Below are 22,804 nucleotides of genomic sequence, written 5' to 3'. Positions count from 1 at the left end.
GGCGCATGCGCGGCCGAGCGGGTGAGCACGGCGACGTGGATCACCTGGCGATCGTGCCGGCCAGAACAGGGCCAGGCAGGGCTGGAGATACGCTTCGAGTGCATCCTTCCAGCGCCCGTCGTGGTCGGCCTCGGGGGCCGCGTCCGGGTAGGGTTCGGGCAACGGATCGCCTGGCGGCAAGGCAGCGGGCATGTCGTCTCCTGGGAAGACGACAGCCTACGGCCGGAAACACTCCCGTGCCGCACAAGTGCGGCGGATGGCACGCAGTGGTTTTTGTGGGTCCGACGGCCAGGATCGTCCGACACCGGAACATGTGCACAACCCGAATACCTTGCGCCTGCATGATGCCCGGGCTTCTCGCGCGCATTTCCACTGCTGGTTCGCCAGCCAGCACAAGCTGTCGCAGGCGGGCGACCTCCCAGAGCAATCTGCGCACGTCAGCACAGGGATTCGCCTCATACAGGGCCCGGCGCTCGGCCGACGTAAGCGCGGACCGTTCAGTGTAAACAGGCCTGCGACGTGAACTCGCCAGGTTGGTAACGGGACTGCGCGCAGGCGGAATCCGCGGCGCTCTTTGCCAAGTGGTCCGCTAGCTGGTCCACTAAACAAAAAAGCCCGGCAGCTTGTGGCTACCGGGCTCTTCGGGTTCCGACTATACAAATCAAGTACCTACGTACCCTTGAATATGGTCGGGGCGGCGGGATTCGAACTCGCGACCCCTTGCACCCCATGCAAGTGCGCTACCAGGCTGCGCTACGCCCCGAAAGAAAAAGAGTATAGCAGAGCTATACCGGGCTTGCAAACTCCCCAGGGGAAATTATTCGTCTCGACGATGGAGCCAAGGCGCTGGCTCGGCATCAAGGGCCGCACAGGACTCCGGCATGGGCGCGGGCAGCCGCCGTCGCCATAAACCGCGCATATCGGCCATCGACACCGCCCCACCCTCCCCTGTCATTCCAGGCGGGTCACCCGCACCAGCGCGATGCGGCGCTGGTCCATCTCCAGCACCTCGAAGCCGAAGCCGTCGACGCTCATGGCGTCGCCGACCGCCGGCAGACGGCCGAAACGTTCGAGCAACAGGCCGGCCACCGAGGAGGTTCCTTCGCCGACCGTGAACGCCCCGGTGTCCAGCACATGCTCGAGGTGATGCAGGTCGGTCGCGCCGGCGACGAGCCAACTGTCATGGCCCAAGGGCCGCACGCCCGGCTGTTCGTCCTCGTCGGGGAATTCTCCCGCGATGGCTTCGAGCACGTCGATCGGCGTCACCAGCCCCTGAACCGCGCCGTACTCGTCGGCGACCAGCACGAGCTGCCCCTGCGAGGCCCGCAGCGTCTCCAGCGTCTTGAGCACCGGCGTGTGCTCGTTCACGACGATGGGCGTGCGCAGGCAGGTCAGCTCGTGCAGGCGGCGGCCGCACAGGATGTCGGCCACCAGGTCCTTGGCGCGCGCCACGCCGAGCAACACGTCCAGCTCGCCGCGGCACACCGGAAAAAAGCTGTGCGGCGTGCCGCGCAGCATCGCCAGCACGTCCGCCGGGTCCGCGGTCACGTCCACCCACGACATGTCCGAACGCGGTGTCATGATCGAACTCAAGGGGCGCGCGCCCAAGGTCAGCACGCCGCTCACCATGTTGCGCTCCTGCTCGCCGAACGCGGTCTGGAGCGGCGCATCGACGTCTTCCTGCGGCTCGTGTGCACGCGGGTCCGGCCGGCGCCGCCCGCCGAGGATGCGCAGCACCGCCGCGGCGGTGCGATCGCGCAACGGCAGGGCAGCCGCCTCGTGGCGCGCCGCGCGGCGGCGCGCGAGCTGGTTGAAGAACTCGATCAGGATCGAGAATGCGATCGCAGCGTAGAGGTAGCCCTTGGGAATCCTGAAGCCCAGGCCTTCGGCGGTGAGGGTCAGGCCGATCATGAGCAGAAAGCTCAGGCACAGCACCACCACCGTGGGGTGGCGGCCGACGAAGCGTGTCAAGGGCTTGGAGGCCCACAGCATGACGCCGATCGAGATGATGACCGCGGCCATCATCACCGCCAGTTCGTCGACCATGCCGACGGCGGTGATCACCGCATCCAGCGAGAACACCGCGTCCAGCACCACGATCTGCGCGACCACCATGCCGAAGCCGGCGTAGGCGCCTGACTGGCTGGGCCGATGCTCCCTGCCCTCGAGCCGCTCATGCAGTTCGGAGGTGGCCTTGAAGAGCAGGAAAAGACCGCCCAGCAGCAGGATCAGGTCGCGTCCCGAGAACGTCAGGCCCGCGACGCTGAACAGCGGGCTGGTCAGCGTGACCAGCCAGGACACGATGGACAGCAGGCCCAGCCGCATGAGCAGGGCCAGCGACAAGCCGATGATGCGCGCCCTGTCGCGCTGGTGCGGCGGCAGCTTGTCGGCGAGGATTGCGATGAAGATGAGATTGTCGATGCCGAGAACGATCTCGAGCACCACCAGTGTCAGCAACCCAAGCCAGATGCCTGGGTCCAGGAAGATGTCCATCCAGTCGGATTCCGTACAAAAGAAAGCCGCCGGCGCAGTGCGCAGGGCCGGGTACCGGCGCCCTCGGGGGGCGACGGTTCGTGACGCGGGGCCGAAGCCAGGAGCGTCACGCTCTGGGCGGTTCCAGGACGGTGTAGACGAGGTTCTCGAAACGCACGGGCGGGCCCGCCGCGGGGTGCGCGACGGCGAACCTGCCGGGCGAAGACGCGGTATGCACGTCGAGCGAATCGGACAGATCGGGCTCCGGGACGGGCGAGGTCTGCTTCTGCTCGTCGGCTTGCGGGCAGGAGGCAAGGATGTCCGCGCACGCAGATGCATCGATGCCGAACGCCACGGCGGCCGGCGCCGGTGTGAGCACGCTGTCGACGTAGGTTTCGTCGAGCAACTGCAACGGCAGCAGGAAAACCAGGAAGAAGACGAAGACTCGTCTCATACACTCGCGCGGAGTTGGCGATGGCATCGATTATACGGGTCTGCCCATACGCCACCAGCGCAGCGTCGTGCAGCAGGCTCGGCTGGATGGATCGCCCCGCTGTGCAGCCCGGTACGCGGATTGCGTCACGGGCAACTCCGCATACCCGCCATGCACCAGCGAGGAACCCGACATGAAAGCACGATGGAATATTCTGCCTGCCCTGCTGCTGGCACTGGCAGCGCCGGGATGGGCCGAGGCGACGGCCATATCCAAGAAGCAGATCCAGGGGTGGTACGAGTCCGACCTGTCGCAGTGCGCCGACCGTGAGGGCGAGCAGCGCCAGCAATGCGAACAGAAAGCGCGCGCCACGCGGGACATGATGATGGAACGCATCGACGAATCGCAGGCCGCCGAAGATCGCAAGGAAAGCCAGGACGACAAGCCGGCGAAGCGCGACTGAGCCGCCGCGGGGGCAATGGCCGCGGCGCCCTGTTCATCGAACTCGACGGCATGAAGCCGGTGAACGATCGCCACGGCCATCGCGCGGGCGAGGATGTGCGCCTGTTCAAACCCTCGCTGCGCGAGCGCGTCGAGCGCCGCTACACCCTGCTTGAGAGGCTCGGACAGGCTCATGCCGTGGGCCAATTGTCACTACATTACCAGCCGCAATTCGACGAGCACACGCTGCAGGTGTACGGCCTGGAGGCGCTGATGCGCTGGCACACCCCGGAGGATGGCCACATCCCACCCGCGGACTTCATCCCGCTGGCGATCGAACACGGCCTGATGCCGCAACTGACCGTATGGGCGATCGGCCAGCCCTGCCGCGACAACGCGCGATTGCGTGCCCAGCGCTTGCTCGACGCTCCCGGCGCGGTGAACCTATGCCTGCCCTGCCTGGCGGAATCAGGCTTCGTCGACCTGATCGCGACGATCCTGCCCGCCGATCGTCTGGAGATGGAGATTACCGAAGACGTCGCCATGCGCGCCTCGCGCCGCGCGCTGCAGCATGCGAATGCTCTGCATGCGCTCGGCGTGCATCTGGCCATGGACGATTTCGGCGTCGGTTTCTCCTCGCTCGGCCGCTTGAAGAGCCTGCAGTTCAGCAAGCTCAAGATCGACCGCGGGTTCATCACTGGCCTGCCGCACGATGCGATCGACCGCGCGATCGAAAAGGCCCGGGTCCATACCGAACCCGGGCCTTGCGCCTCTGGCCATGACGGCCCGACCTTTCTCGGCCGTCCCCCTGACAGGGGTGCCGCGCGGCGGGACGATCAGGCGCCGCGTGCCGCCTGCACCGCCGGTCGGATCGCGCTCAGCGTCCGAGGACGCCGTCCGACGCGTCGGCGGCGCCCTGCTGGCCGGCTTCGCCGGACAGCGCCATCGCCTTGCCCTCGGCGGCCGCGCCCAGCCAGGCCGAGAGTTCCGCGAGATCCTTGCGCAGCGCCTGGACGTGGCTCTTGGCGAAGGAGATCGACTCTTCGATGGGGATCTGGCCCGGCTCGCTCAGACGGTTGCGCGCCCCGCTGATGGTGAAGCCCTGCTCGTACAGGAGTTCCCGGATGCGCCGGATGAGCAGCACCTCGTGGTGCTGGTAATAGCGGCGGTTGCCCCTGCGCTTGACCGGCTTCAACTGGGTGAATTCCTGCTCCCAGTAGCGCAATACATGCGGCTTGACGCCGCACAGCTCGGCAACCTCGCCGATGGTGAAATACCGCTTGGCCGGAATGGCTGGCAGCACTGTGCCGACTTCCGTACGTGTCATGTCCTACCTTTAGTTACGTGGCGGCTCGGAGCCATCCTCGGGTGTCCGGTCGGCACCGGGCACCTGCTCCACCATGCTCTTCAACTTCTGGCTCGCGTGAAACGTGACCACGCGGCGCGCGGCGATGGGTATGACCTCGCCGGTCTTGGGATTGCGCCCGGGACGCTGCGGCTTGTCGCGAACCTGGAAGTTGCCAAAGCCGGACAACTTTACCGCATCACCCTCTTCCAGGGCGACCCGGATTTCGTCAAAGAATGATTCAACGACATCCTTGGCTTCGCGCTTGTTGAGGCCGACGCGCTCGAACAGGAACTCGGCCAGCTCGGCCTTCGTGAGCGTGCGCAGTTCGGACTCTTGGGGTGGCTCCTGCGGGACAGTGCGATCGAGGATGGCGTCAGGCGGGACGGACATGCATGCTCCGGTTAGACACGCTGGCGCGCGGCATGGACGTCGATGAGTGCATCGCGGATGCGTGCCATGCACTCGTCCACCCGCGCGTCGTCGAGCGTTACCTCAGTATCCTGTAGCCGGAAGCGGAAAGCAAGGCTTTTTTCCTTTTCTGACAACGACTTATCACGGTACAGATCGAACAGGGCGACCTCCTGGACGATGTCCATGCCCGGCTCGCGGCGCACCGCATCGATGGTGTCGAGCATGGCCTGCGCCGTCACCGACTGATCGACCCACAGTGCCAGATCGCGCAGCACCGCAGGCTGGCGCGACAGCGGCCCCGGCGTGGCCAGGCGCAACTGCGAGAAAGGCTCGACCTCCACTTCGAAGACGACCGGCGCATGCTGCAGCCCGGCCTGCTCTACCCATCGCGGGTGCAGCTCGCCGATCCAGCCCACGTCGCGCCCGCCGCATTCGATGCGCGCGCTGCGCCCGGGATGCAGGGCGGGATGCGGCGCGGCCACGAAGCGCAGCGGCGCACCCGCGCCGGCCAGCGCCTGGACGTCGGCCTTGGCGTCGAAGAAATCCACCGGGCGCGACTTCACGCCCCATTGCTCCGGCTGCGCGCTGCCCCAGGACATGCCGGCCAGGTGCAGCGGCTGGACCACGCCGGCCACCGCCAGCGGGCCCGCCGCCGCCTGCGGGTCGCGCCGGAATACGCGGCCCAGTTCGAACACGCGCACGCGAGGCTGCTTGCGGTTGGCGTTGTAGCGCACGTTCTCCAGCAGCCCGCCGATCAGACTGCTGCGCATGACCGAAAGCTGGCTCGCGATCGGGTTGAGCAAGCGGATCGGGTCGGCGTTGCCGGCGTAGTCGCGCTCCCAGGCATCCTCGACGAAGCTGAAGTTGACGACCTCCTGGTAACCCAGATCGGCCATCTCGCGCCGCAGGGCATGCGCGGGACGCACCCGCTCCGGCGCGGGCAGCATCACCGCGGGCGCGAGCGGCGGCGCATCGGGGATGCGCTCGAAGCCGTAGATCCGCGCGACCTCCTCGATCAGGTCTTCCTCGATCGTGAGGTCGAAGCGATAGGACGGCGGCGTCACCAGGAAGGCGTCGGCATCACGCTGATGGGCCAGGCCCAGACGCGTGAAAATGGCGGCGATCTCATCGTCCGTCACGTCCACGCCCAGCACCAGCCGGCAGCGCTGCGTGCGCATGCGCACCGGCTTGCGCTCGGGCAGGTTGACGATCTGATCATCGACCGGGCCCGCCTTGCCGCCACAGATCGAGACGATGAGATGCGTCAGGTATTCGATGTGCTCGGGGATGCTGGCGTAGTCCACCCCGCGCTCGAAGCGATGGCCGGCGTCGGTGCTGAAGTTCAAGCGCCGCGAGCGTCCGGCGATGGCCTCGGGCCACCAGAAGGCAGCCTCCAGATAGATGTTGGTGGTATCCAGCGACACCGAGGTGGCTTGCCCGCCCATGATGCCGGCCAGGCTTTCCACGCCGTGCGAATCGACGATCACGCCGACCGAGGGGTCCAGGTCCACCGTCTGCCCGTTGAGCAGCTCGACGCGCTCGCCCGGCTCGGCCCAGCGCACGGCGATACCGCTGCCGTGCAGCTTGTCCAGATCGAACACGTGCGACGGGCGGCCCAGTTCAAGCATGACATAGTTCGAGATGTCGACCAGCGCCGAAATCGGGCGCTGCCCTGCCCGCTCCAGCCGGGTGCGGATGTAGGCCGGGGTTTCGGCCCGCGCATCAACGCCGCGGATCACGCGGCCGGCGAAGCGGCCGCACAAATCGGCGGCCTGCACCGCCACCGGCAGCACGTCGGGAATGGCGGGCGCCACCACTGGCATCTGCGGGCCGCGCAGCGGCGCGCCGGTGATGGCGGCGACTTCGCGCGCCACGCCCCAGACCGACAGGCAGTCGGCCTTGTTCGGGGTGAGCTTGATTTCGAAAATGGTGTCGTCCAGCGCCAGCGCGCCGCGCAGGTCAGCACCTGCGGCCAGCCCAGCGTCCAGGAGCATCAGGCCGGCGTGGTCCTGCGACAGCCCCAACTCGCGCGCCGAGCACAGCATGCCGAACGACTCCACGCCGCGCATCTTCGCCTTGCCGATGCGCATGCCGCCGGGCAGCTCGGCGCCGATGCGCGCCAGCGGCACCTTGATGCCGGGCGCCACGTTGGGCGCGCCGCACACGATCTGCAGCGGGCCTGCGCCGCTGCCGTCATCCACGCTGCATACGCGCAGCTTGTCGGCATCGGGATGCGGCGCGACCTCGAGCACTTCGGCCACGACGATGCCGCAGAAGGCCGGCGCAGCCGGCGTCGTGCCCTCGACTTCGAGGCCGGCCATGGTGAGGGCATGCGCCAGCGCGTCGGTATCCAGGGCGGGATCGACGTAGGCACGCAGCCAGGATTCGGGAAACAGCATCGCGTAGCCTCTTACATCCGCTGGTTGAACTGGCGCAGGAAGCGCAGGTCGCCTTCATAGAACTGGCGCAGGTCGTCCACGCCGTAGCGCAGCATGGTCAGGCGCTCCAGCCCGGAGCCGAAGGCAAAGCCGATGTAGCGCTCCGGATCGAGGCCGAAGTTGCGCACCACGTCGGGATGCACCTGGCCGGAGCCGGAGATCTCGAGCCAGCGCCCCTGGTTGGGGCCGGAGGTGAACATCATGTCGATCTCGGCCGACGGTTCCGTGAACGGGAAGAACGACGGGCGGAAACGCACGACCAGATCGTCGGTCTCGAAGAAGCGGCGCAGAAAGCTCGTGTACACGCCCTTCAGGTGGGCAAAGGAGATGTGCTCGGCGATCCACAGGCCCTCGACCTGGTGGAACATGGGCGAGTGGGTCGCATCGCTGTCCACGCGGTAGGTGCGGCCCGGCGCGATCACCTTGATCGGCGGCTCGTGCATGCGGGCATAGCGCACCTGCATCGGGCTGGTGTGCGTGCGCAGTACCAGCGGCAGCCCGCCTTCGTCCTGCATGTCGACGTAGAACGTATCCTGCATCGAACGCGCCGGGTGGTTCTCCGGGTTGTTCAGGGCGGTGAAGTTGTACCAGTCGGTCTCGATCTCGGGGCCGTCGGCCACCTCGAACCCGATGGAGCGGAAGATCTGCTCGACGCGCTGCCAGGTCTGGATCACCGGGTGCACCCCGCCCTCGCCGCGCGTGCGCCCCGGCAGCGTCACGTCGATGACCTCCTCGGCCAGACGCGCGTTCAGGCGCGCCTCGGCGAGCGCCTGGCGCCGCCCCGCGAGGAGGGCTTCGATACGCCCCTTCGCCTCGTTGATGCGCGCACCCTCGGCGCGCTTTTCCTCGGGCGAGAGCTTGCCGAGCCCCTTCAGCAGCTCGGTGAGCGCACCCTGCTTGCCGAGGAATCGCGCCTTGGCGTTCTCCAGGGCAGCGGAATCGGCCGCCTCGGCGAACTGTCGGCCCGCGTCCTCGATGAGGGCGTCCAGATGGGATGACATTCCTAACTCCTTCGAGAGCCTGCCGGAGGATACGCGGGAGGCGTCGACGAAAAACAAACGGGGCATCCAGATGCCCCGTTTGATGAGACCCGCCAATGGGTATGGGCGGGTCGGTCGTACTACACCGCAGCGATCAGGCCAGGGCGTTCTTCGCCTGCTGCACGACGGCCGCGAAACCGGCCTTGTCGCGCACTGCCATGTCGGCGAGGACCTTGCGGTCCAGGTCGATCGAGGCCTTCTTCAGGCCGGCGATGAACGTGCTGTAGGACATGCCCAGCTCGCGCGTGGCGGCGTTGATACGGGCGATCCAGAGGGCGCGGAAGGTGCGCTTCTTGTTGCGGCGATCACGGTAGGCGTACTGGCCGGCACGCATGACCGCCTGCTTGGCGATGCGGAACACGTTGCCGCGGCGGCCACGATAACCCTTGGCGGCGGCGATGACTTTCTTGTGACGGGCGCGAGCGGTTACACCGCGTTTGACTCGAGGCATTTGGGGACTCCGGGATCAAGCAAACGGCATCATGGCGCGAACGGCCTTGACGTCGGACTCATGAACGGCGGTGCTGCCACGCAGCTGGCGCTTGTTCTTGGTGGTTTTCTTGGTGAGGATGTGGCGCTTGAACGCCTGGCCCCGCTTGATCGACCCGCTACCACGGACCTTGAAACGCTTCGCAGCGCTCTTCTTGGTCTTCATTTTCGGCATGATGACTTCCTGGTTGTTTTGACATGACGACGGGCGCATGCCGCCCGAAGGCGGCCTGGCTTGAAGCGGAAGGTTGATACGACTTCCCGTTCCACCGGCCCGATATCACTTGTTGTTGCGGATTGCCCTCTGGGGCAGGCTGCCCGCCTGGACGCCCCGCACGTGCCTGCTTTCCGCCCGCCTGGCGCAATGGGTTCAACCGCTTTCTGCAACCCAGGCCAAGGGGCAAGCCCTATCCGGCTTCCTATCGGCTTTCTGCTGCAAGGGCTCGCTGGCAACGCCGCCAAGCCCTTCGCAACAAACCGTTGATTATAGTGCCTTTTTGCGCGAAGCCGCAAGCAAGACCGGGCCATGCCGGGCCGCGGCATGAGAAAGCCGACCCGGATCCAGCGACACGGGTCGGCCTGTACGCCGTCAGCACCTGGGCGGCCGGGCGCGGCCGGCCAGCGGACCCGGGCCGGCCTCAGCGGCGGATCATACGACCTTCTCGCCCTTGGCGGGCACCGGCTTCTTCTTGGGCGAGAGCACCATGACCATCTGACGGCCTTCCAGCTTGGGCATGGACTCGACCTGGGCCAACTCGGTGAGATCGTCGCGCACGCGTTCCAGCACGCGCATGCCGAGCTCCTGGTGCGCCATCTCACGGCCGCGAAAACGCAGCGTGACCTTGCACTTGTCGCCCTCTTCCAGGAAGCGCTTCAGATTGCGCAGCTTGACCATGTAATCGCCCTCGTCGGTGGCCGGCCGGAACTTGACTTCCTTGACCTGAATCACCTTCTGCTTCTGGCGGGCGTCGTGCTGGCGCTTCTGCTCCTGGTACTTGAACTTGCCGTAATCCATCAAGCGGCAGACCGGGGGCTGCGCCGTGGGCGCGATCTCCACCAGATCCACGTCATTCTGCTCGGACAGGCGGAACGCCTCGGCCAGTTTGACAATACCCAGCTGTTCGCCTTCTACGCCGATGAGACGGACTTCCGGGGCATGAATTTCGCCGTTGATGCGATTGGACTTCTCGGTTGCGATGTTGAGCACTCCTAGAATTGACAGAAACCCCGGGGCTGAATCAACCGGGGCGCCGTAGCCTGCGCCGTGCCGCCGCCGGGCGGCCGACACGGGCTCACGCCGCTCAGGAACCCTTGCGAGCGCCCTGCACTTCGGTGATGGCGGGCGGGGGCGGGTTGTCGCGGCGGGTAGCGACTTCCGTGGTGAGGCGAGCGGCGAAGTCCGCAAGCGGCATGACGCCCAGATCCAAGCCGCCACGGCCTCTCACGGCGACCGCGCCGGCCTGCTTTTCCTTCTCGCCGACGACCAGGATGTACGGCACTTTTTGCAGGCTATGCTCCCTGATTTTATAAGTGATCTTTTCACCGCGCAAATCCGACTCCACGCGCATGCCCGACTGGCGCAACTGGCCGGCCACGTCGGCCGCGTAATCCGCCGTACCCTCGGAAATGCTGCAGACCACCGCCTGCGCCGGCGCCAGCCAGGGCGGCATCGCCCCGGCGTGGTTCTCGATCAGCATGCCGATGAAGCGCTCGAAGGAACCGAGGATGGCGCGATGCAGCATGACCGGCGTGATGCGCTGGTCGTTGGCGTCGACGAACTCGGCGCCCAGGCGGTTCGGCATCGAGAAGTCGACCTGGATCGTGCCGCACTGCCAATGGCGCCCGATGGCATCCTTCAGCGTGTACTCGATCTTGGGGCCGTAGAAGGCACCGTCGCCGGGCGCGACTTCGAATTCGACGCCGGAGCGGCGCAGGCTCTCCATGAGGGCGTTCTCGGCCTTGTCCCAGATCTCGTCCGAGCCGATGCGCTTCTGCGGACGCGTAGCCACTTTGTACAGCACTTCCGTGAAGCCGAAATCGGCGTAGACGCGCTGCAGCAGGCTGGTGAAGGCCACGCACTCGTCCAGGATCTGGTCCTCGGTACAGAAGATGTGGCCGTCGTCCTGCGTGAAGCCGCGCACGCGCATCATGCCGTGCAGCGCACCCGACGGTTCGTTGCGGTGGCACTGGCCGAACTCGCCGTAGCGCAGGGGCAGGTCGCGGTACGAACGCAGGGCCGAATTGAAGATCTGCACGTGGCCCGGGCAGTTCATGGGCTTCAGGGCATAGTAGCGGTTCTCGGACTCGGTCGTGAACATGTTTTCACGATAGTTCTCCCAGTGCCCGGTCTTCTCCCAGAGCGAGCGGTCGAGGATCTGCGGCGCCTTGACTTCCTGGTAGCCGTTGTCGCGATAGACCGCGCGCATGTACTGCTCGACCTGCTGCCACAGCGTCCAGCCCTTGGGGTGCCAGAAGATGAGGCCGGGGGCCTCTTCCTGGAAATGGAACAGGTCGAGCTCGCGGCCGAGCTTGCGGTGATCGCGCTTTTCGGCCTCCTCCAGCATGTGCAGGTAGGCGTCCTGCTCTTCCTTGGTCGCCCAGGCGGTGCCGTAGATGCGCTGCAGCATCTCGTTCTTGCTGTCGCCGCGCCAGTAGGCGCCCGCCACCTTCATCAGCTTGAAGACCTTGAGCTTGCCGGTGGACGGCACGTGCGGGCCGCGGCACAGGTCGATGAAATCGCCTTCACGGTACAGGCTGATCGTCTCGTTCGACGGAATCGAGGCAATGATCTGCGCCTTATACTTCTCGCCGATCGAGTGAAAGAACGCGACGGCGTCGTCGCGCTTCCATTCCTCGCGGCTGACCGGAATATCCTTCTTGACGAGCTCGCCCATCTTCTTCTCGATGGCCGCCAGGTCTTCGGGCGTGAACGGACGCGAATACGAGAAGTCGTAGTAGAAGCCGTTCTCGATGACCGGGCCGATCGTCACCTGGGCGCCGGGGAACAGCTCCTTGACCGCATAGGCCAGCAGGTGCGCGGTGGAGTGGCGGATGAGGTCCAGGCCGTCGGCTTCCTTGGCGGTCACGATCGCCAGTTCCGCGTCGCGCTCGATCCGGTAGCTGGTGTCGACCAGCTTCGGTTCGCCGTCGCCGATGCGCACGCGGCCGGCCAATGCGGCGCGCGCCAAGCCCGCGCCGATCGATTGCGCCACCTCGGCGACGGAAACCGGCTGCGGGAACTCGCGCCGGGAACCGTCGGGAAGACTGATCTGGACCATGTGGATTCCTGAGTAACGTCTGCGCCGCGCCGGCCGTGGGGCCCGCGCGGCAAAAAAAAACGGCCCCGAAGGCCGCGTTGAGAAACTTGCATGCCGGCATGGAGCCCCGGTCGAACCGCCGCAGATCGCGGCGCAGCAAGAAACAATCGACGCGCCTTTCAGGCGTGGATTGTTCCGTTGGTAGTTCGAGGTGAGCGAGCAGCCATGGCAGTCAAGTCTGGTAACCAGGGAGATTTTACCAGATGGCCGCCGGGCAGCGGCGGCGCGCGGTCAGGCGACCGGGATGCGCACGGTGAAACGCGTCTCTTCGGCCGTACTGTCAACCGCCACGGCCCCGCCATGCGCCATGGCGATCTGCGCAACGATGAACAGGCCCAGCCCCAGCCCGCCGCGGGCGGCGCCGGCCGGCCGGAAGAAGGGCTGGAAAAGACGCGGCATGACGGCCGGATCGATCGGCGTGCCGCGATTGGCCACCCACAGCAGCAAGGTGTCGCCGGCCACCACCGCCCTCACCTGGATCGGCTCCACCGGAGAGCCGTGAGTGAGCGCGTTGGCCAGCAGGTTGGAGAGCAACTGCGCCATGCGCGCGCGGTCGCAAGCGATCGGCACGTCGATGCGCAGATCCGCATCGATCACCGCGCCCGGTGCCGCACTGCGCACCTCGGCGATCACCTGCTCCAGGAACGGGGCGAGCGGCGCATCCGCATCCTTCACGACGGCCAGCCCATTGCCGAGCCGGCTGCGCGCCAGATCCAGAACGTCGCCGATGAGATCGGACATGCGCTGTACGCTGCGCCCCATCACCTTGAGCACCGCCTGCGAGCGCAGATCCTCGACGCGGTGCTGCAGAGCCTGTACGCCCACCCCGATGGAGGCCAGCGGGGAACGCAGGTCGTGCCCGAGCACGGCCATGAACTGCTCGCGCAGGTGCGCCCGCTCCTGCTCCACACGCAGCGCCTGGACACTCTGCTCCAGGCAGTCGGCGGTCTCCAGGTGAAACCCGATGAGCTGGGCAAAGAGTTCGAACGTGCGCGCCGCGTCGGCGAGGTCGCTGCGCGCGGGTCGAGTGTCGATGGCGCACAGCGTGCCGAAGAACTCGCCATGCCGGAAAATCGGCACCGAGAGGTAGCTGTCCAGCCCGTAGAGGGTGGCGATGGAATGCTCGCGAAAACGCGGATCTTCGCTCACGCAGGGGATCACCACCGCCTGGTGATGCTGAAAGATCTGGCCGCACATCGTCGTCTCGACGCGCAGCTCGCCGCCGGGAGCGAGCCCGAAGGCGAGATCGTCCTGCACGCTGCAGGCGATCCAGCGCTCGCTCGTCACGCGCGCCACCGCGGCGAACCGCATGCCCGTGGCGGCGCAGGCGAGCTGCAAGATGCGCGGAACGACGTCGATGCCCGCCACGATGGCAAGATCGCGGTTCAGCGTCTGCATGCTGTCGTAGGAGCTCAATTCTTCAGGCTTCCCGGAACTGCATCTGGTAGAGATTGGCGTACAGCCCGCCCTGGGCGACCAGCTCGGTGTGGTTGCCCGCCTCGCGCACCACGCCCTTGTCCAGCACCATGATGCGGTCGGCGTTGCGCACCGTCGACAGCCGGTGCGCGATGACCAGGGTCGTGCGCCCCTGCATCAGCCGCTCGAGCGAGGCCTGCACCTGCCGTTCGGATTCATTGTCCAGCGCCGAGGTGGCCTCGTCCAGGATGAGGATGGGCGCATCCTTGAGGAGCGCGCGCGCAATCGCGATGCGCTGACGCTGCCCGCCCGACAGCCGGGCGCCGCGCTCGCCGACCACCGTGTCCGCGCCGTCGGGCAGCGAGTCGACGAACTCGAGCAGGTTGGCCGCTTCCAGCGCGGCGCGCACGCGCGCCGGGTCCGGGTTGTCGATGCCATAGGCGACGTTGGCTGCGATGGTGTCGTCGAACAGCACCACGTCCTGGCTGACCAGCGAGAGGTGCGAGCGCAGCTCGCGCAGGCTCAGCTCGGCGATGTCCTGGCCGTCCACGCACACCCGCCCGGCGGTGGGTGCGATGAAGCGCGGCAACATGTTCATCAGCGTGGTCTTGCCGCTGCCCGAGCGCCCGACCAGCGCGATGGTCTGCCCCGGCTCGGCGACGAAATCGACGTCGCGCAGCGTATCCTCGCTGGCATCCGGAAAGCGGTGGCTGACGTGCTCGAAGCGCACCTGTCCGCGGATCGGCCTGGGCAGGGTACGTGTGCCCTTGTCCTGCTCCTCGTGCTCGTCGAGCAGGCGGAACACGCTCTCGGCGGCCACCAGCATGCGCTGCATCGGCCCCGCCGCGTTGGCCAGCCGCTTGAGCGGATCGAGCAACTGGCCCATGGCGCCGATGAAGGCGGCAAAGCCGCCCACCGTCAGCGCGTTGCTCTCGGCCTGGCCGAGGGCGACGGCAATCACCGCCGCCAGCGCAATGGAGAGGATGGCCTGCGAGGCGGGGCCCACCGCGCCCGATGCCGACGCCGCGCGGATCGCGAAGCGGCGCAGCCGTGCATTGACCTCGGCGAAGCGGCGATTCTCGTATTCGTAGCCGTCGAAGAGCTTGACCACGCGCTGGCCTTCGAGGCCCTCGGTGATGATGCGGGTGAGTTCCGCGTTCATGTTCACGGTGTCCCGGTTCACGCTGCGCAGCTTGCGGATGAACAGGCGCGAGACCAGCGCCGCGGGCGGCACCAGCACCAGCACGATCAGGGTGAGCTGCCAGGACATGTAGAGCAGCACACCGAAGAGAGCCACCACGATCAGCGCCTCGCGTACCAGGGTGGCGAACACCTCCGTGGCGTGCTGCATGACCGTCACCGAATCGATGGTGAAGCGATTGAGCAGCGAGGAGGACCCGCTGCCGCGCACCCGGCTGTCCGGCAGGTGCAGCAGGCGCCCGAACATCTCCTTGCGCATGTCGCGCAACACATTGTTGGCGACCCAGGCCATCAGGTAGTTGCTGAGAAAGGCGCACAGCCCGCGGATCACGAACAGGCCGACCAGGACCAGCGGCAGCGCCCAGACGTAGTCCGGCTTGGCGCCGCTGAAGCCGTCGTCGATCAGCGGCTTGAGCAGCACGGCGAGCAGCGGGTGGGTGGCGGCCACGCCCGCCGTGAACACCAGGCCGACGGCCATGCCCTTCCAATACGGGCGGATACGGCTGTAGATACGCCGCCAGAGGTCGCGTTTGACCGGATGCGATCCCGTGGCGAGCGCGGCTTCCTGTGCTCTCAAGACGACTCCAAATGGCGCGCGGCGCCCCGGCGCCAACGCTTGATTACAATGCAGGCTGCAAATTGTACGCGCCCCATCATGTCCATACCCGTGTGTGTCAGGCTTCCGAATTGGGTGGGAGACGCCTGCATGTCGCTGCCGGCCCTGCATGCGCTGCGCAGCGCCGGCCTGCCCCTGATTCTGGCGGGTCGCCCCTGGGCGCGCGACCTGCTCGCCGGCCTGAACCCCGTGCAGTTCATCGCCATCGAAGGCCCGCTGCGCCGCGACATCGCGACCCTGCGCAGCGAGCTGCCGCGCGACGGCGCCGCGCTGCGCGGCCTGTGCTTTCCCGACTCGCTGTCGAGCGCCCTCGTCTTTCGCCTGGCCGGCGTGCGCGCCTGCGGCTACCGCGATGACGGCCGTAGCCTGCTGCTGACCTGGCCGATCGCCAAACCCAAGGGGCCGCTGCATGCGGTGCAGGCGTACTATCGCCTCGGCCGCGCCTTCCTGCAGCGCATGGGCCTCGCTTCGAGCGCTCCCGAGCAGCCGGGCCCGGACCTGCGCCTGCCCCTCACCAGCGGCCATGTCCATACCGCGCAGACGCTGCTGGCGCACAGCGGCCCTGGACGCCCGTTCGTACTGATCTCGCCGACCGCCACCGGTTTGCACCACGGCAAGGTCAAGGCCTGGCAGCACTACGAGGCGCTCACGCGCGCACTGCAGGCCGACGGCTGGGCGGTCGTCATGTGCCCGCCGCCGCACGAAGTCGACATCGCCCGCGCCGCCGCGCCCAGCGCCCAGGTGCTGCCGCCGCTGCCGCTAGGCGCCTTTGCCGCGCTCACCCGGCACGCGGCCCTGGTGATCTGCAACGACTCGGGCACCTCCCACGTCGCCGCGGCGGCCCAGGCGCGACAATTGACCCTGTTCGGCGTGACCCATCCGGCGCGCACCGCGCCCTGGTCGCGCGCCGCGGCCTGGCTGGCTGGGCAGGAAGGCTGGCCCGATTATGATGAGGTGCTGGCGCGGGCGCGCGAGTTGCTGGCCAGCACCGCACTGCAAGATGCGAATGTAAACCGCGTCTGACGCCGGTCTTGCGCTGCGCCGCTGCCGGCCCCACGTGATCCGGTGTCGGCCCTGCCCTCGCCGCGCCCCGCGGCCCGGCCCCGACTCGTTTAAGATCGGCGGACCGCGCCGCCCCCTCTCCTCCCAGGCCCGTACCGTGACACTTGCCCGCTCGCTCGACGCTCTGCGCTTCGTCAATTCGTTCGCCAGCCTGCCCCCGGCGTTCTACACGCGGCTGACGCCACAGCCGGTTCGCCGCCCGCGGCTGGTGCACGCCGACGCCGAGACAGCACGGCGCATCGGCCTGGACCCCACCGTGCTCCAGACGCCCGGGTTCGTCGATGCGTTCGCCGGCAACACCCCGCTGCCCGGCGGCGACCCGCTCGCCGCGGTCTACAGCGGCCATCAGTTCGGCGTCTGGGCCGGCCAGCTCGGCGACGGCCGCGCGCTGCTGCTCGGCGAGGTTGCGGGCCCGGGCGGCAGCTTCGAGCTGCAGTTGAAGGGCTCGGGCATGACGCCGTATTCGCGCATGGGCGACGGCCGTGCCGTGCTGCGCTCGTCGGTGCGCGAATACCTGGCATCGATCGCCATGCGCGGCCTGGGCATTCCCACCACCGACGCCCTGTGCCTCATCGCCGCCGACGACCCAGTGCGGCGCGAGACCCTGGAGACCGCCGCTGTCGTTACCCGGGTCGCGCCCTCGTTCGTGCGCTTCGGCTCGTTCGAGCACTGGGCCGCCAAGGGCGACACCGGGAACCTGCGCGTGCTCGCCGACTACGTCATCGAGCACGACTACCCGGAATGCGGGGTCGCGGGCGACGAGCCCGGCGCGCCCTACGTGCGGCTGCTGCACGCGGTGCTGCGGCGCACCGCGCGCCTGATGGCGCAGTGGCAGTCGGTCGGCTTCATGCACGGCGTGATGAACACCGACAATATGTCCATCCTCGGCCTGACGCTCGACTACGGGCCCTACGGCTTCATGGACGGTTTCGACGCCAACCACATCTGCAACCACACCGACACCGGCGGGCGCTATGCCTGGAACACGCAGCCGATGGTCGGCCACTGGAACCTGTATCGGCTGGCCGAGGCGCTGCGCCCCCTGGCCGGCGCCGCCGAACCGCTGCGCCAGGCGCTCGACACCTACGAGGCCGAGTTCCTGGCCGCCTTCATGCCGGCCATGAACGCCAAGCTCGGCCTGGCCGAGCGGCTGCCCGAGGACGGCGAGCTCATCGACGCGCTCTGGCAGCTCATGCACGCCCAGCGCGCCGACTTCACGCAGACCTTTCGCCGCCTGGCCTACCTCGATGCGCCGGACAGCCCGCTCGAGCCGCTGCACGCGCTGTTCACCGATACGGCCGCGCTCGACGCCTGGCTCGAACGCTACCGTGCCCGGCTGGCGCGCGAGGCCCGGCCGGCCGAAGCGCGCCGCGCTGCGATGCTGCAAGTCAATCCGCTCTACGTGCTGCGGAACCACTTGGCCGAAGAAGCCATCCAAGCGGCGCGCAACGACGATTTCAGCGTCATCGCGCGCCTGGCCGAGACATTGCGCGACCCGTACACCGCGCAGGAAGGCGCCGAGGACCTCGCCGCCCTGCCGCCCGCCTGGGCGTGCGACCTGTCGGTAAGCTGCTCGTCGTGATTATTCGTGTTTTGTCGTATCCGCCCCAGAGACCATCCATGAGCCAACCCGAGAAAGTCCGCAAAACCGACGCCGAATGGCGCGCCCAGCTCACGCCCGAGGAGTATTACGTCGCCCGCCAGAAGGGGACCGAACGGGCCTTCACCGGCAGGTACTGGGATACCGCCACCCACGGCATCTATCGCTGCGTGGGCTGCGGCACGCCGCTGTTCGCCTCCGACACCAAGTTCGACGCGGGCTGCGGCTGGCCGAGCTATTTCGAACCCATCGACCCGGCGCGCGTGCGCGAAGAAGTCGACACCAGCCACGGTATGGTGCGCACCGAGGTGATGTGCAACATCTGCGATGCGCACCTGGGCCACGTCTTTCCCGACGGCCCGCCACCCACCGGGCTGCGCTACTGCATCAATTCCCTGTCGCTGAAGTTCGAGGAAATCGAGTGAATAAAGGCCCCGACACTTGCCGCTGCGCGGCGGCGCTGCCCTCTTCCCTTCATGTGAACACGGCCCGACCGACTCCTGCGGGAGTCGCCGGCCACTCCGGGGCACCGCGGATCCGGCTTTGCCGGTCCGCCGGTGCCGCCCCCTTGAGGGGGCGCGCGAAGCGCGTAGGGGGTGGGCTCCACTTGGCGGCCCGGCGATGAAAAAACTTCTCTTCGACCTCTTCCCGCTGATCCTCTTCTTCATTGCGTACCGGTTCGCCGACATCTATGTGGCGACCGGCGTGGCGATGGCCGCGGGCGTCGCGCAGATCGGCTGGCTCAAGGCCATGCGGCGCAGGATCGAGCCCATGCACTGGGTCAACCTCGCGATCATCGTGATCTTCGGCGGCGCCACGCTGTGGCTGCACAACGATGCCTTCATCAAGTGGAAGCCCACGGTGCTGTACTGGCTCTTCGGCGCGGTGATCGCGGTTTCCCTGGTCGGCTTCAAGCGCAACGTGCTGCGCAGCATGCTGGGCAGCCAGGTCAAGCTGCCCGAGCCGGTCTGGAACCGCATGGCCTGGTCGTGGGCGGCCTTCTTCACCGTGGCCGGCGCGCTCAATCTGCTGGTCGCGTTCAGCGGCTGGTTCACCGAATCGCAATGGGTCACCTTCAAGGTGTTCGGCCTGTTCGGCCTGCTGCTGGTGTTCGTGCTGCTGCAGTCGCTCTATCTCGCCCGCCACATGCAGGAGGACGCCGCGAATGACGAATCCTGAGCGTCTCGCGCTCATCGAGGCGCGCCTGCAGGCGCTCGCGCCGAGCGCTTTGCGCATCGAGGACGAATCCCACCTGCATGCCGGGCACGCGGGCGCCCAGGGCGGCGCCGGTCACTATCGCGTACACATCGAGGCCGAGTGTTTCCGCGGCCAGTCGCCGGTGGCCCGACACCGCCTGGTGTATGATCGCCTCGCCGATCTCATTCCCCACGCGGTACATGCGCTGGCCATCCATGCCAGCGCGCCCGGGCCCGCGCGCAAGTAAAAGGAGCTTTCCCGCTTATGAAACGCATCATCACGTTCATGGCCGCATGTGCCGTGGCTACGCCTCTATTCGCGCAGAATGCCGCGGCTGTCGTCAATGGCCAGGAGATTCCGAACGCCCAGGTCGAGGAGTTCGTGAAGATGATGACCGAGCAGGGAGCGCCCGACACGCCCAAGCTGCGCGAGCAGGTGCGCGAGGAACTCATCAACCGCACCGTCATGGTCCAGGCCGCCGAGAACGCCGGCATTGCGCGCAAGCCCGACGTGCAGACCGAGCTGGAGCTGGCGCGCCAGAGCGTGCTGATCCGCGGCCTGTTCAACGACTTCCTGGCCAAGCACCCGATCTCCGACGACCAGCTCAATGCCGAGTACGAGAAGATCAAGGCCTCCAGCCAACAGGAGGAGTACCGCGCGCACCACATCCTCGTGAAGGAAGAGGACGAAGCCAAGGCCGTCATCGATCGCCTGAAGAAGGGCGAAACCTTCGAGGCGGTGGCCAAGGAAGCCTCGCTCGACCCGGGTTCGGGCGCCAACGGCGGCGACCTGGGCTGGGCCAGCGCCGACACCTATGTGCAGCCGTTCTCGGAAGCGCTCACCAAGCTCAAGAAGGGCGAGACCACGCAGGCGCCGGTGCAGTCCTCCTTCGGCTGGCACGTGATCCGCCTGGACGACACACGCCAGGCCGAGTTCCCGCCGCTGGAACAGGTCAAGCCGCAGTTGGAAGAGATGCTGCGCCAGCAGGCTCTCGCCAAGTATCAGGAAGACCTGCGCAAGGCCGCCAAGGTGCAGTGAGCCTGCGCGGGGCGGTACACGCCCTGTACCGTCCGCAGCCTTCCCGACCCCCGCCCGGCTGACGCCGCGCGGGGGTTTTCCTTGCCGCCGGGCAGCACCGCCGCGCAGCGGTAAGCGTGGAGGCCCTTTTTTGCATTGCGGCCCGTCGCGCCGGCAGCCGACGTCGCCGGACTGAGCCCGAATCCGCCTACGCGCGCGGTGCCGATCCCTCGCGCCCTGGCGCATACATGCGCGGTTGCGCGCCGAAGCCGCCGCGTTTCGCACAGCGGCCACTGCCTCGGGTTACTACCGAGTGTAGACATCGGTTACGACTGTTAGCATCGGCCGGCCTTCGTTTTTCCGTATCGATCCGCGCCGGGCCGGCGCGATCCCTCTCATGCCTCATCCCTCCGACAAAGCGGCCGCCGCCAATCCCGGGCTGGCCGAAGCCGATGTCCCGGCCCTGCTCGCCCAAGACGAAGAACCGCAAGTGCGCGTGCCCCTGGCCATCGAAGACTGGCTGTCCGCGGGACTGCTCGGGCTGCTGGCCGTCATGACCATGGCCAACGTCCTGGTGCGCTACTTCACTTCGCAATCGTTCGCGTGGACCGAGGAGATCTCCATCGTCCTCATGATCGTGATGACGCTGGTGGCGAGCAGCGCGGCCGTGGCGCGCAACCGGCACATCCGTATCGAGTACTTCGCCGAGCGCGGCTCGCCCGAGCGCCGGCGCCGGCTCGTGCGCTTCGCCGCCGGCTGTGTCGCCTTGATGTTCTGGCTGCTCGCCGTGCTGAGCGCGCGCATCACCTACGACCAATACATCTACGGCGACACCTCGCCGGCCATCGGCGTGCCCGAGTGGTGGTATTCGGTCTGGATGCCGCTGCTTTCGCTGGCCATCGCACTGCGCGCCGTCGGCGTCTGGCGGCGCGCATGATCGCCGCCCTCCTGTTCGTGCTCTTCATGGGCCTGATGCTGGTCGGCGTGCCCGTGGGCGTGGCGCTCGCAGCCGCCGGTACCGTCGCGATCGGCCTGGCCAACTTCGACGTGCAGTGGTGGGGCCTGCTCGCCGTGCCGCAGAATTTCTACGCCAGCCTGGCCAAGTACCCGCTGCTCGCCGTGCCCATGTTCGTATTGGTGGGTTCGATCTTCGATCGCTCGGGCGTGGCCCAGCGGCTGGTCAACTTCGCCGTGTCCATCGTCGGCCGCGGGCCCGGCATGCTGCCCCTGGTCGCCATCGCGGTGGCCATCTTCCTCGGCGGCATCTCCGGCTCGGGCCCGGCCAACGCAGCCGCCGTGGGCGGCGTGATGATCGCCGCGATGGCGCGCGCGGGCTACCCGCGCGCCTTCTCGGCGAGCGTGGTCGCCGGCGGCGCCGCCACCGACATCCTGATCCCGCCCTCGGTGGCCTTCATCATCTACTCGATTCTGGTGCCGCAGGCCACCGTGCCGGCCCTGTTCGCAGCCGGCATGTTCCCCGGCCTGATCGCCGGCCTGGCGTTGATGGTCCCGGCGGTGTGGCTGGCACGCAAGCACGGCATGGGCGCGCTCGAGCGCGACCTTCCTCGCCCGCCCTTCTGGCGCAGCCTGGCCGAGGCCTCCTGGGGGCTCGCCGCGCCGGTGCTGATCCTGGGCGGCATGCGCCTGGGCTGGTTCACACCCACCGAGGCCGCCGTGGTGGCTGTGTTCTACGGCCTCTTCATCGGCATGGTGATACACCGGAGCATCGGCGTGCGCGACCTCTACATCATCTTTCGCGAAGCGGCCGAGCTGTCCGCGGTGATCCTGATGGTGGTGGCGCTGGCCGGCGTGTTCGCCTGGTCGCTCTCCACCCTGAGCGTGATCGATCCGGTGGTGCATGCCATCGAGGCCTCCGGCCTGAACGAGTGGGTCATCATGGCGCTCATCATCGCCATCCTGATGGTGCTCGGCATGTTCCTCGACGGCATCTCGATCTTCCTCATCTTCGTGCCGCTGCTGCTGCCCATCGCCGCCCTGTTCCAGTGGGACCTGGTCTGGTTCGGCGTGATCCTCACCATGATGGTCGCGGTCGGCCAGTTCACCCCGCCGCTCGCGGTCAACCTGATGGTGGCCTGCCGCATCGCGCGCGTGCCCATGGAGCACGCGTTTCCCTGGGTTACCTGGCTGGTCGTCGCGATGATGGCGGCCCTGCTCGTCGTCATCCTGTGGCCCGCGGTGGCGACCTGGTTGCCCGAGCGCCTGGGCTATCTCTGAGCGTTTACGGCGAAGGCCAGCGAGCAAAGCCCATCCTGATGCCGAAGGCGCCCCTATGTTGTGGCGAGTCGC

At 67.5% G+C, this 22,804-nt stretch carries 21 protein-coding genes, 1 tRNA gene and 2 pseudogenes; 10 read left to right on the top strand and 14 right to left on the bottom strand.

Going from position 1 to position 22,804, the window contains the following annotated elements; translation table 11 throughout:
* The 4 genes and pseudogenes from FOZ76_RS27670 to FOZ76_RS06020 all read right to left on the bottom strand — a co-directional run.
* A pseudogene (locus tag FOZ76_RS27670) lies at nt 1-192 on the bottom strand (hypothetical protein); the annotation flags it as partial.
* A 494-nt stretch (nt 193-686) separates the two neighbouring features.
* Nucleotides 687-763, bottom strand: a tRNA-Pro gene (locus tag FOZ76_RS06030).
* A 188-nt stretch (nt 764-951) separates the two neighbouring features.
* The gene (locus tag FOZ76_RS06025; RefSeq protein WP_143947241.1) at nt 952-2,493 is read right to left on the bottom strand and encodes a TerC family protein; all 1,542 of its coding nucleotides are present in this window, start codon (nt 2,491-2,493) and stop codon (nt 952-954) included.
* A gap of 106 nt (nt 2,494-2,599) precedes the next feature.
* Nucleotides 2,600-2,926: a hypothetical protein gene (locus FOZ76_RS06020; protein ID WP_143947240.1), complete on the bottom strand. Its 327-nt coding sequence runs from the start codon at nt 2,924-2,926 to the stop codon at nt 2,600-2,602.
* A 172-nt stretch (nt 2,927-3,098) separates the two neighbouring features.
* On the opposite strand from FOZ76_RS06020, the gene FOZ76_RS27415 reads away from it, so the two are divergent.
* Entirely contained in the window at nt 3,099-3,368 is a 270-nt protein-coding gene (locus FOZ76_RS27415; RefSeq protein WP_170235309.1) for a hypothetical protein, read from the top strand.
* Nucleotides 3,254-4,027: pseudogene (locus tag FOZ76_RS28340) on the top strand (EAL domain-containing protein); the annotation flags it as partial. The gene FOZ76_RS27415 and the pseudogene FOZ76_RS28340, both read left to right, overlap by 115 nt.
* Nucleotides 4,028-4,223: 196 nt before the next feature.
* On the opposite strand, the gene FOZ76_RS06010 reads toward FOZ76_RS28340, so the two are convergent.
* From FOZ76_RS06010 to msbA, 10 genes are all read right to left on the bottom strand, one after another.
* On the bottom strand, nt 4,224-4,673 hold the full coding sequence (locus tag FOZ76_RS06010; RefSeq protein ID WP_211366042.1) for a MerR family transcriptional regulator: 450 nt from the start codon (nt 4,671-4,673) through the stop codon (nt 4,224-4,226).
* Nucleotides 4,674-4,682: 9 nt separating this feature from the next.
* Nucleotides 4,683-5,084 (bottom strand): integration host factor subunit alpha, encoded by a 402-nt coding sequence (locus FOZ76_RS06005; RefSeq protein WP_143947238.1) that lies wholly within the window; start codon nt 5,082-5,084, stop codon nt 4,683-4,685.
* Nucleotides 5,085-5,095: 11 nt separating this feature from the next.
* On the bottom strand, nt 5,096-7,504 hold the full coding sequence (pheT, locus tag FOZ76_RS06000) for a phenylalanine--tRNA ligase subunit beta (RefSeq protein ID WP_143947237.1): 2,409 nt from the start codon (nt 7,502-7,504) through the stop codon (nt 5,096-5,098).
* An 11-nt stretch (nt 7,505-7,515) separates the two neighbouring features.
* A complete protein-coding gene (gene pheS, locus FOZ76_RS05995; RefSeq protein WP_143947236.1) occupies nt 7,516-8,544 on the bottom strand; it encodes a phenylalanine--tRNA ligase subunit alpha in 1,029 nt (342 codons plus the stop codon).
* A 133-nt stretch (nt 8,545-8,677) separates the two neighbouring features.
* A complete protein-coding gene (gene rplT, locus FOZ76_RS05990; RefSeq protein ID WP_143947235.1) occupies nt 8,678-9,034 on the bottom strand; it encodes a 50S ribosomal protein L20 in 357 nt (118 codons plus the stop codon).
* Between the two features lie 15 nt (nt 9,035-9,049).
* Entirely contained in the window at nt 9,050-9,247 is a 198-nt protein-coding gene (rpmI, locus tag FOZ76_RS05985; RefSeq protein ID WP_143947234.1) for a 50S ribosomal protein L35, read from the bottom strand.
* A gap of 474 nt (nt 9,248-9,721) precedes the next feature.
* Nucleotides 9,722-10,279 carry a translation initiation factor IF-3 gene (gene infC / locus FOZ76_RS05980; RefSeq protein WP_425473241.1) on the bottom strand — a complete coding sequence of 186 codons (558 nt, stop codon included), beginning with the start codon at nt 10,277-10,279 and terminating at the stop codon, nt 9,722-9,724.
* Nucleotides 10,280-10,373: 94 nt separating this feature from the next.
* Nucleotides 10,374-12,350, bottom strand: a complete 1,977-nt coding sequence (gene thrS, locus FOZ76_RS05975; RefSeq protein ID WP_143947233.1) for a threonine--tRNA ligase — start codon at nt 12,348-12,350, stop codon at nt 10,374-10,376.
* Nucleotides 12,351-12,620: 270 nt separating this feature from the next.
* Nucleotides 12,621-13,805: a GAF domain-containing sensor histidine kinase gene (locus FOZ76_RS05970; RefSeq protein ID WP_211366039.1), complete on the bottom strand. Its 1,185-nt coding sequence runs from the start codon at nt 13,803-13,805 to the stop codon at nt 12,621-12,623.
* Between the two features lie 4 nt (nt 13,806-13,809).
* On the bottom strand, nt 13,810-15,582 hold the full coding sequence (gene msbA, locus FOZ76_RS05965; RefSeq protein ID WP_281282947.1) for a lipid A export permease/ATP-binding protein MsbA: 1,773 nt from the start codon (nt 15,580-15,582) through the stop codon (nt 13,810-13,812).
* A 129-nt stretch (nt 15,583-15,711) separates the two neighbouring features.
* On the opposite strand from msbA, the gene FOZ76_RS05960 reads away from it, so the two are divergent.
* The 8 genes from FOZ76_RS05960 to FOZ76_RS05925 all read left to right on the top strand — a co-directional run bounded on the left by FOZ76_RS05960 (nt 15,712) and on the right by FOZ76_RS05925 (nt 22,732).
* Entirely contained in the window at nt 15,712-16,644 is a 933-nt protein-coding gene (locus FOZ76_RS05960) for a glycosyltransferase family 9 protein (protein WP_425473240.1), read from the top strand.
* A gap of 136 nt (nt 16,645-16,780) precedes the next feature.
* Nucleotides 16,781-18,265, top strand: a complete 1,485-nt coding sequence (locus tag FOZ76_RS05955) for a protein adenylyltransferase SelO (RefSeq protein ID WP_143947230.1) — start codon at nt 16,781-16,783, stop codon at nt 18,263-18,265.
* Nucleotides 18,266-18,303: 38 nt separating this feature from the next.
* Complete coding sequence (msrB, locus tag FOZ76_RS05950) at nt 18,304-18,708, top strand: peptide-methionine (R)-S-oxide reductase MsrB (protein ID WP_143947229.1); 405 nt, start codon at nt 18,304-18,306, stop codon at nt 18,706-18,708.
* A gap of 196 nt (nt 18,709-18,904) precedes the next feature.
* Complete coding sequence (locus FOZ76_RS05945) at nt 18,905-19,462, top strand: septation protein A (RefSeq protein ID WP_143947228.1); 558 nt, start codon at nt 18,905-18,907, stop codon at nt 19,460-19,462.
* Nucleotides 19,449-19,727, top strand: coding sequence for a BolA family protein (locus FOZ76_RS05940; protein ID WP_143947227.1), 279 nt, complete (start codon nt 19,449-19,451; stop codon nt 19,725-19,727). The genes FOZ76_RS05945 and FOZ76_RS05940 overlap by 14 nt, the downstream gene beginning before the upstream one ends.
* 17 nt (nt 19,728-19,744) lie before the next feature.
* A complete protein-coding gene (locus FOZ76_RS05935; protein ID WP_143947226.1) occupies nt 19,745-20,518 on the top strand; it encodes a peptidylprolyl isomerase in 774 nt (257 codons plus the stop codon).
* 376 nt (nt 20,519-20,894) lie between these two features.
* Nucleotides 20,895-21,434 carry a TRAP transporter small permease gene (locus tag FOZ76_RS05930; RefSeq protein WP_143947225.1) on the top strand — a complete coding sequence of 180 codons (540 nt, stop codon included), beginning with the start codon at nt 20,895-20,897 and terminating at the stop codon, nt 21,432-21,434.
* Complete coding sequence (locus tag FOZ76_RS05925) at nt 21,431-22,732, top strand: TRAP transporter large permease (RefSeq protein WP_143947224.1); 1,302 nt, start codon at nt 21,431-21,433, stop codon at nt 22,730-22,732. The genes FOZ76_RS05930 and FOZ76_RS05925 overlap by 4 nt, the downstream gene beginning before the upstream one ends.
* The last annotated feature ends 72 nt before the right edge of the window (nt 22,733-22,804 follow it).

The sequence above is a fragment of the Verticiella sediminum genome, assembly GCF_007558815.1.
Classification (GTDB): Bacteria; Pseudomonadota; Gammaproteobacteria; order Burkholderiales; family Burkholderiaceae_B; genus Verticiella; species Verticiella sediminum.
This window is presented reverse-complemented; position numbering and strand designations above follow the sequence as displayed.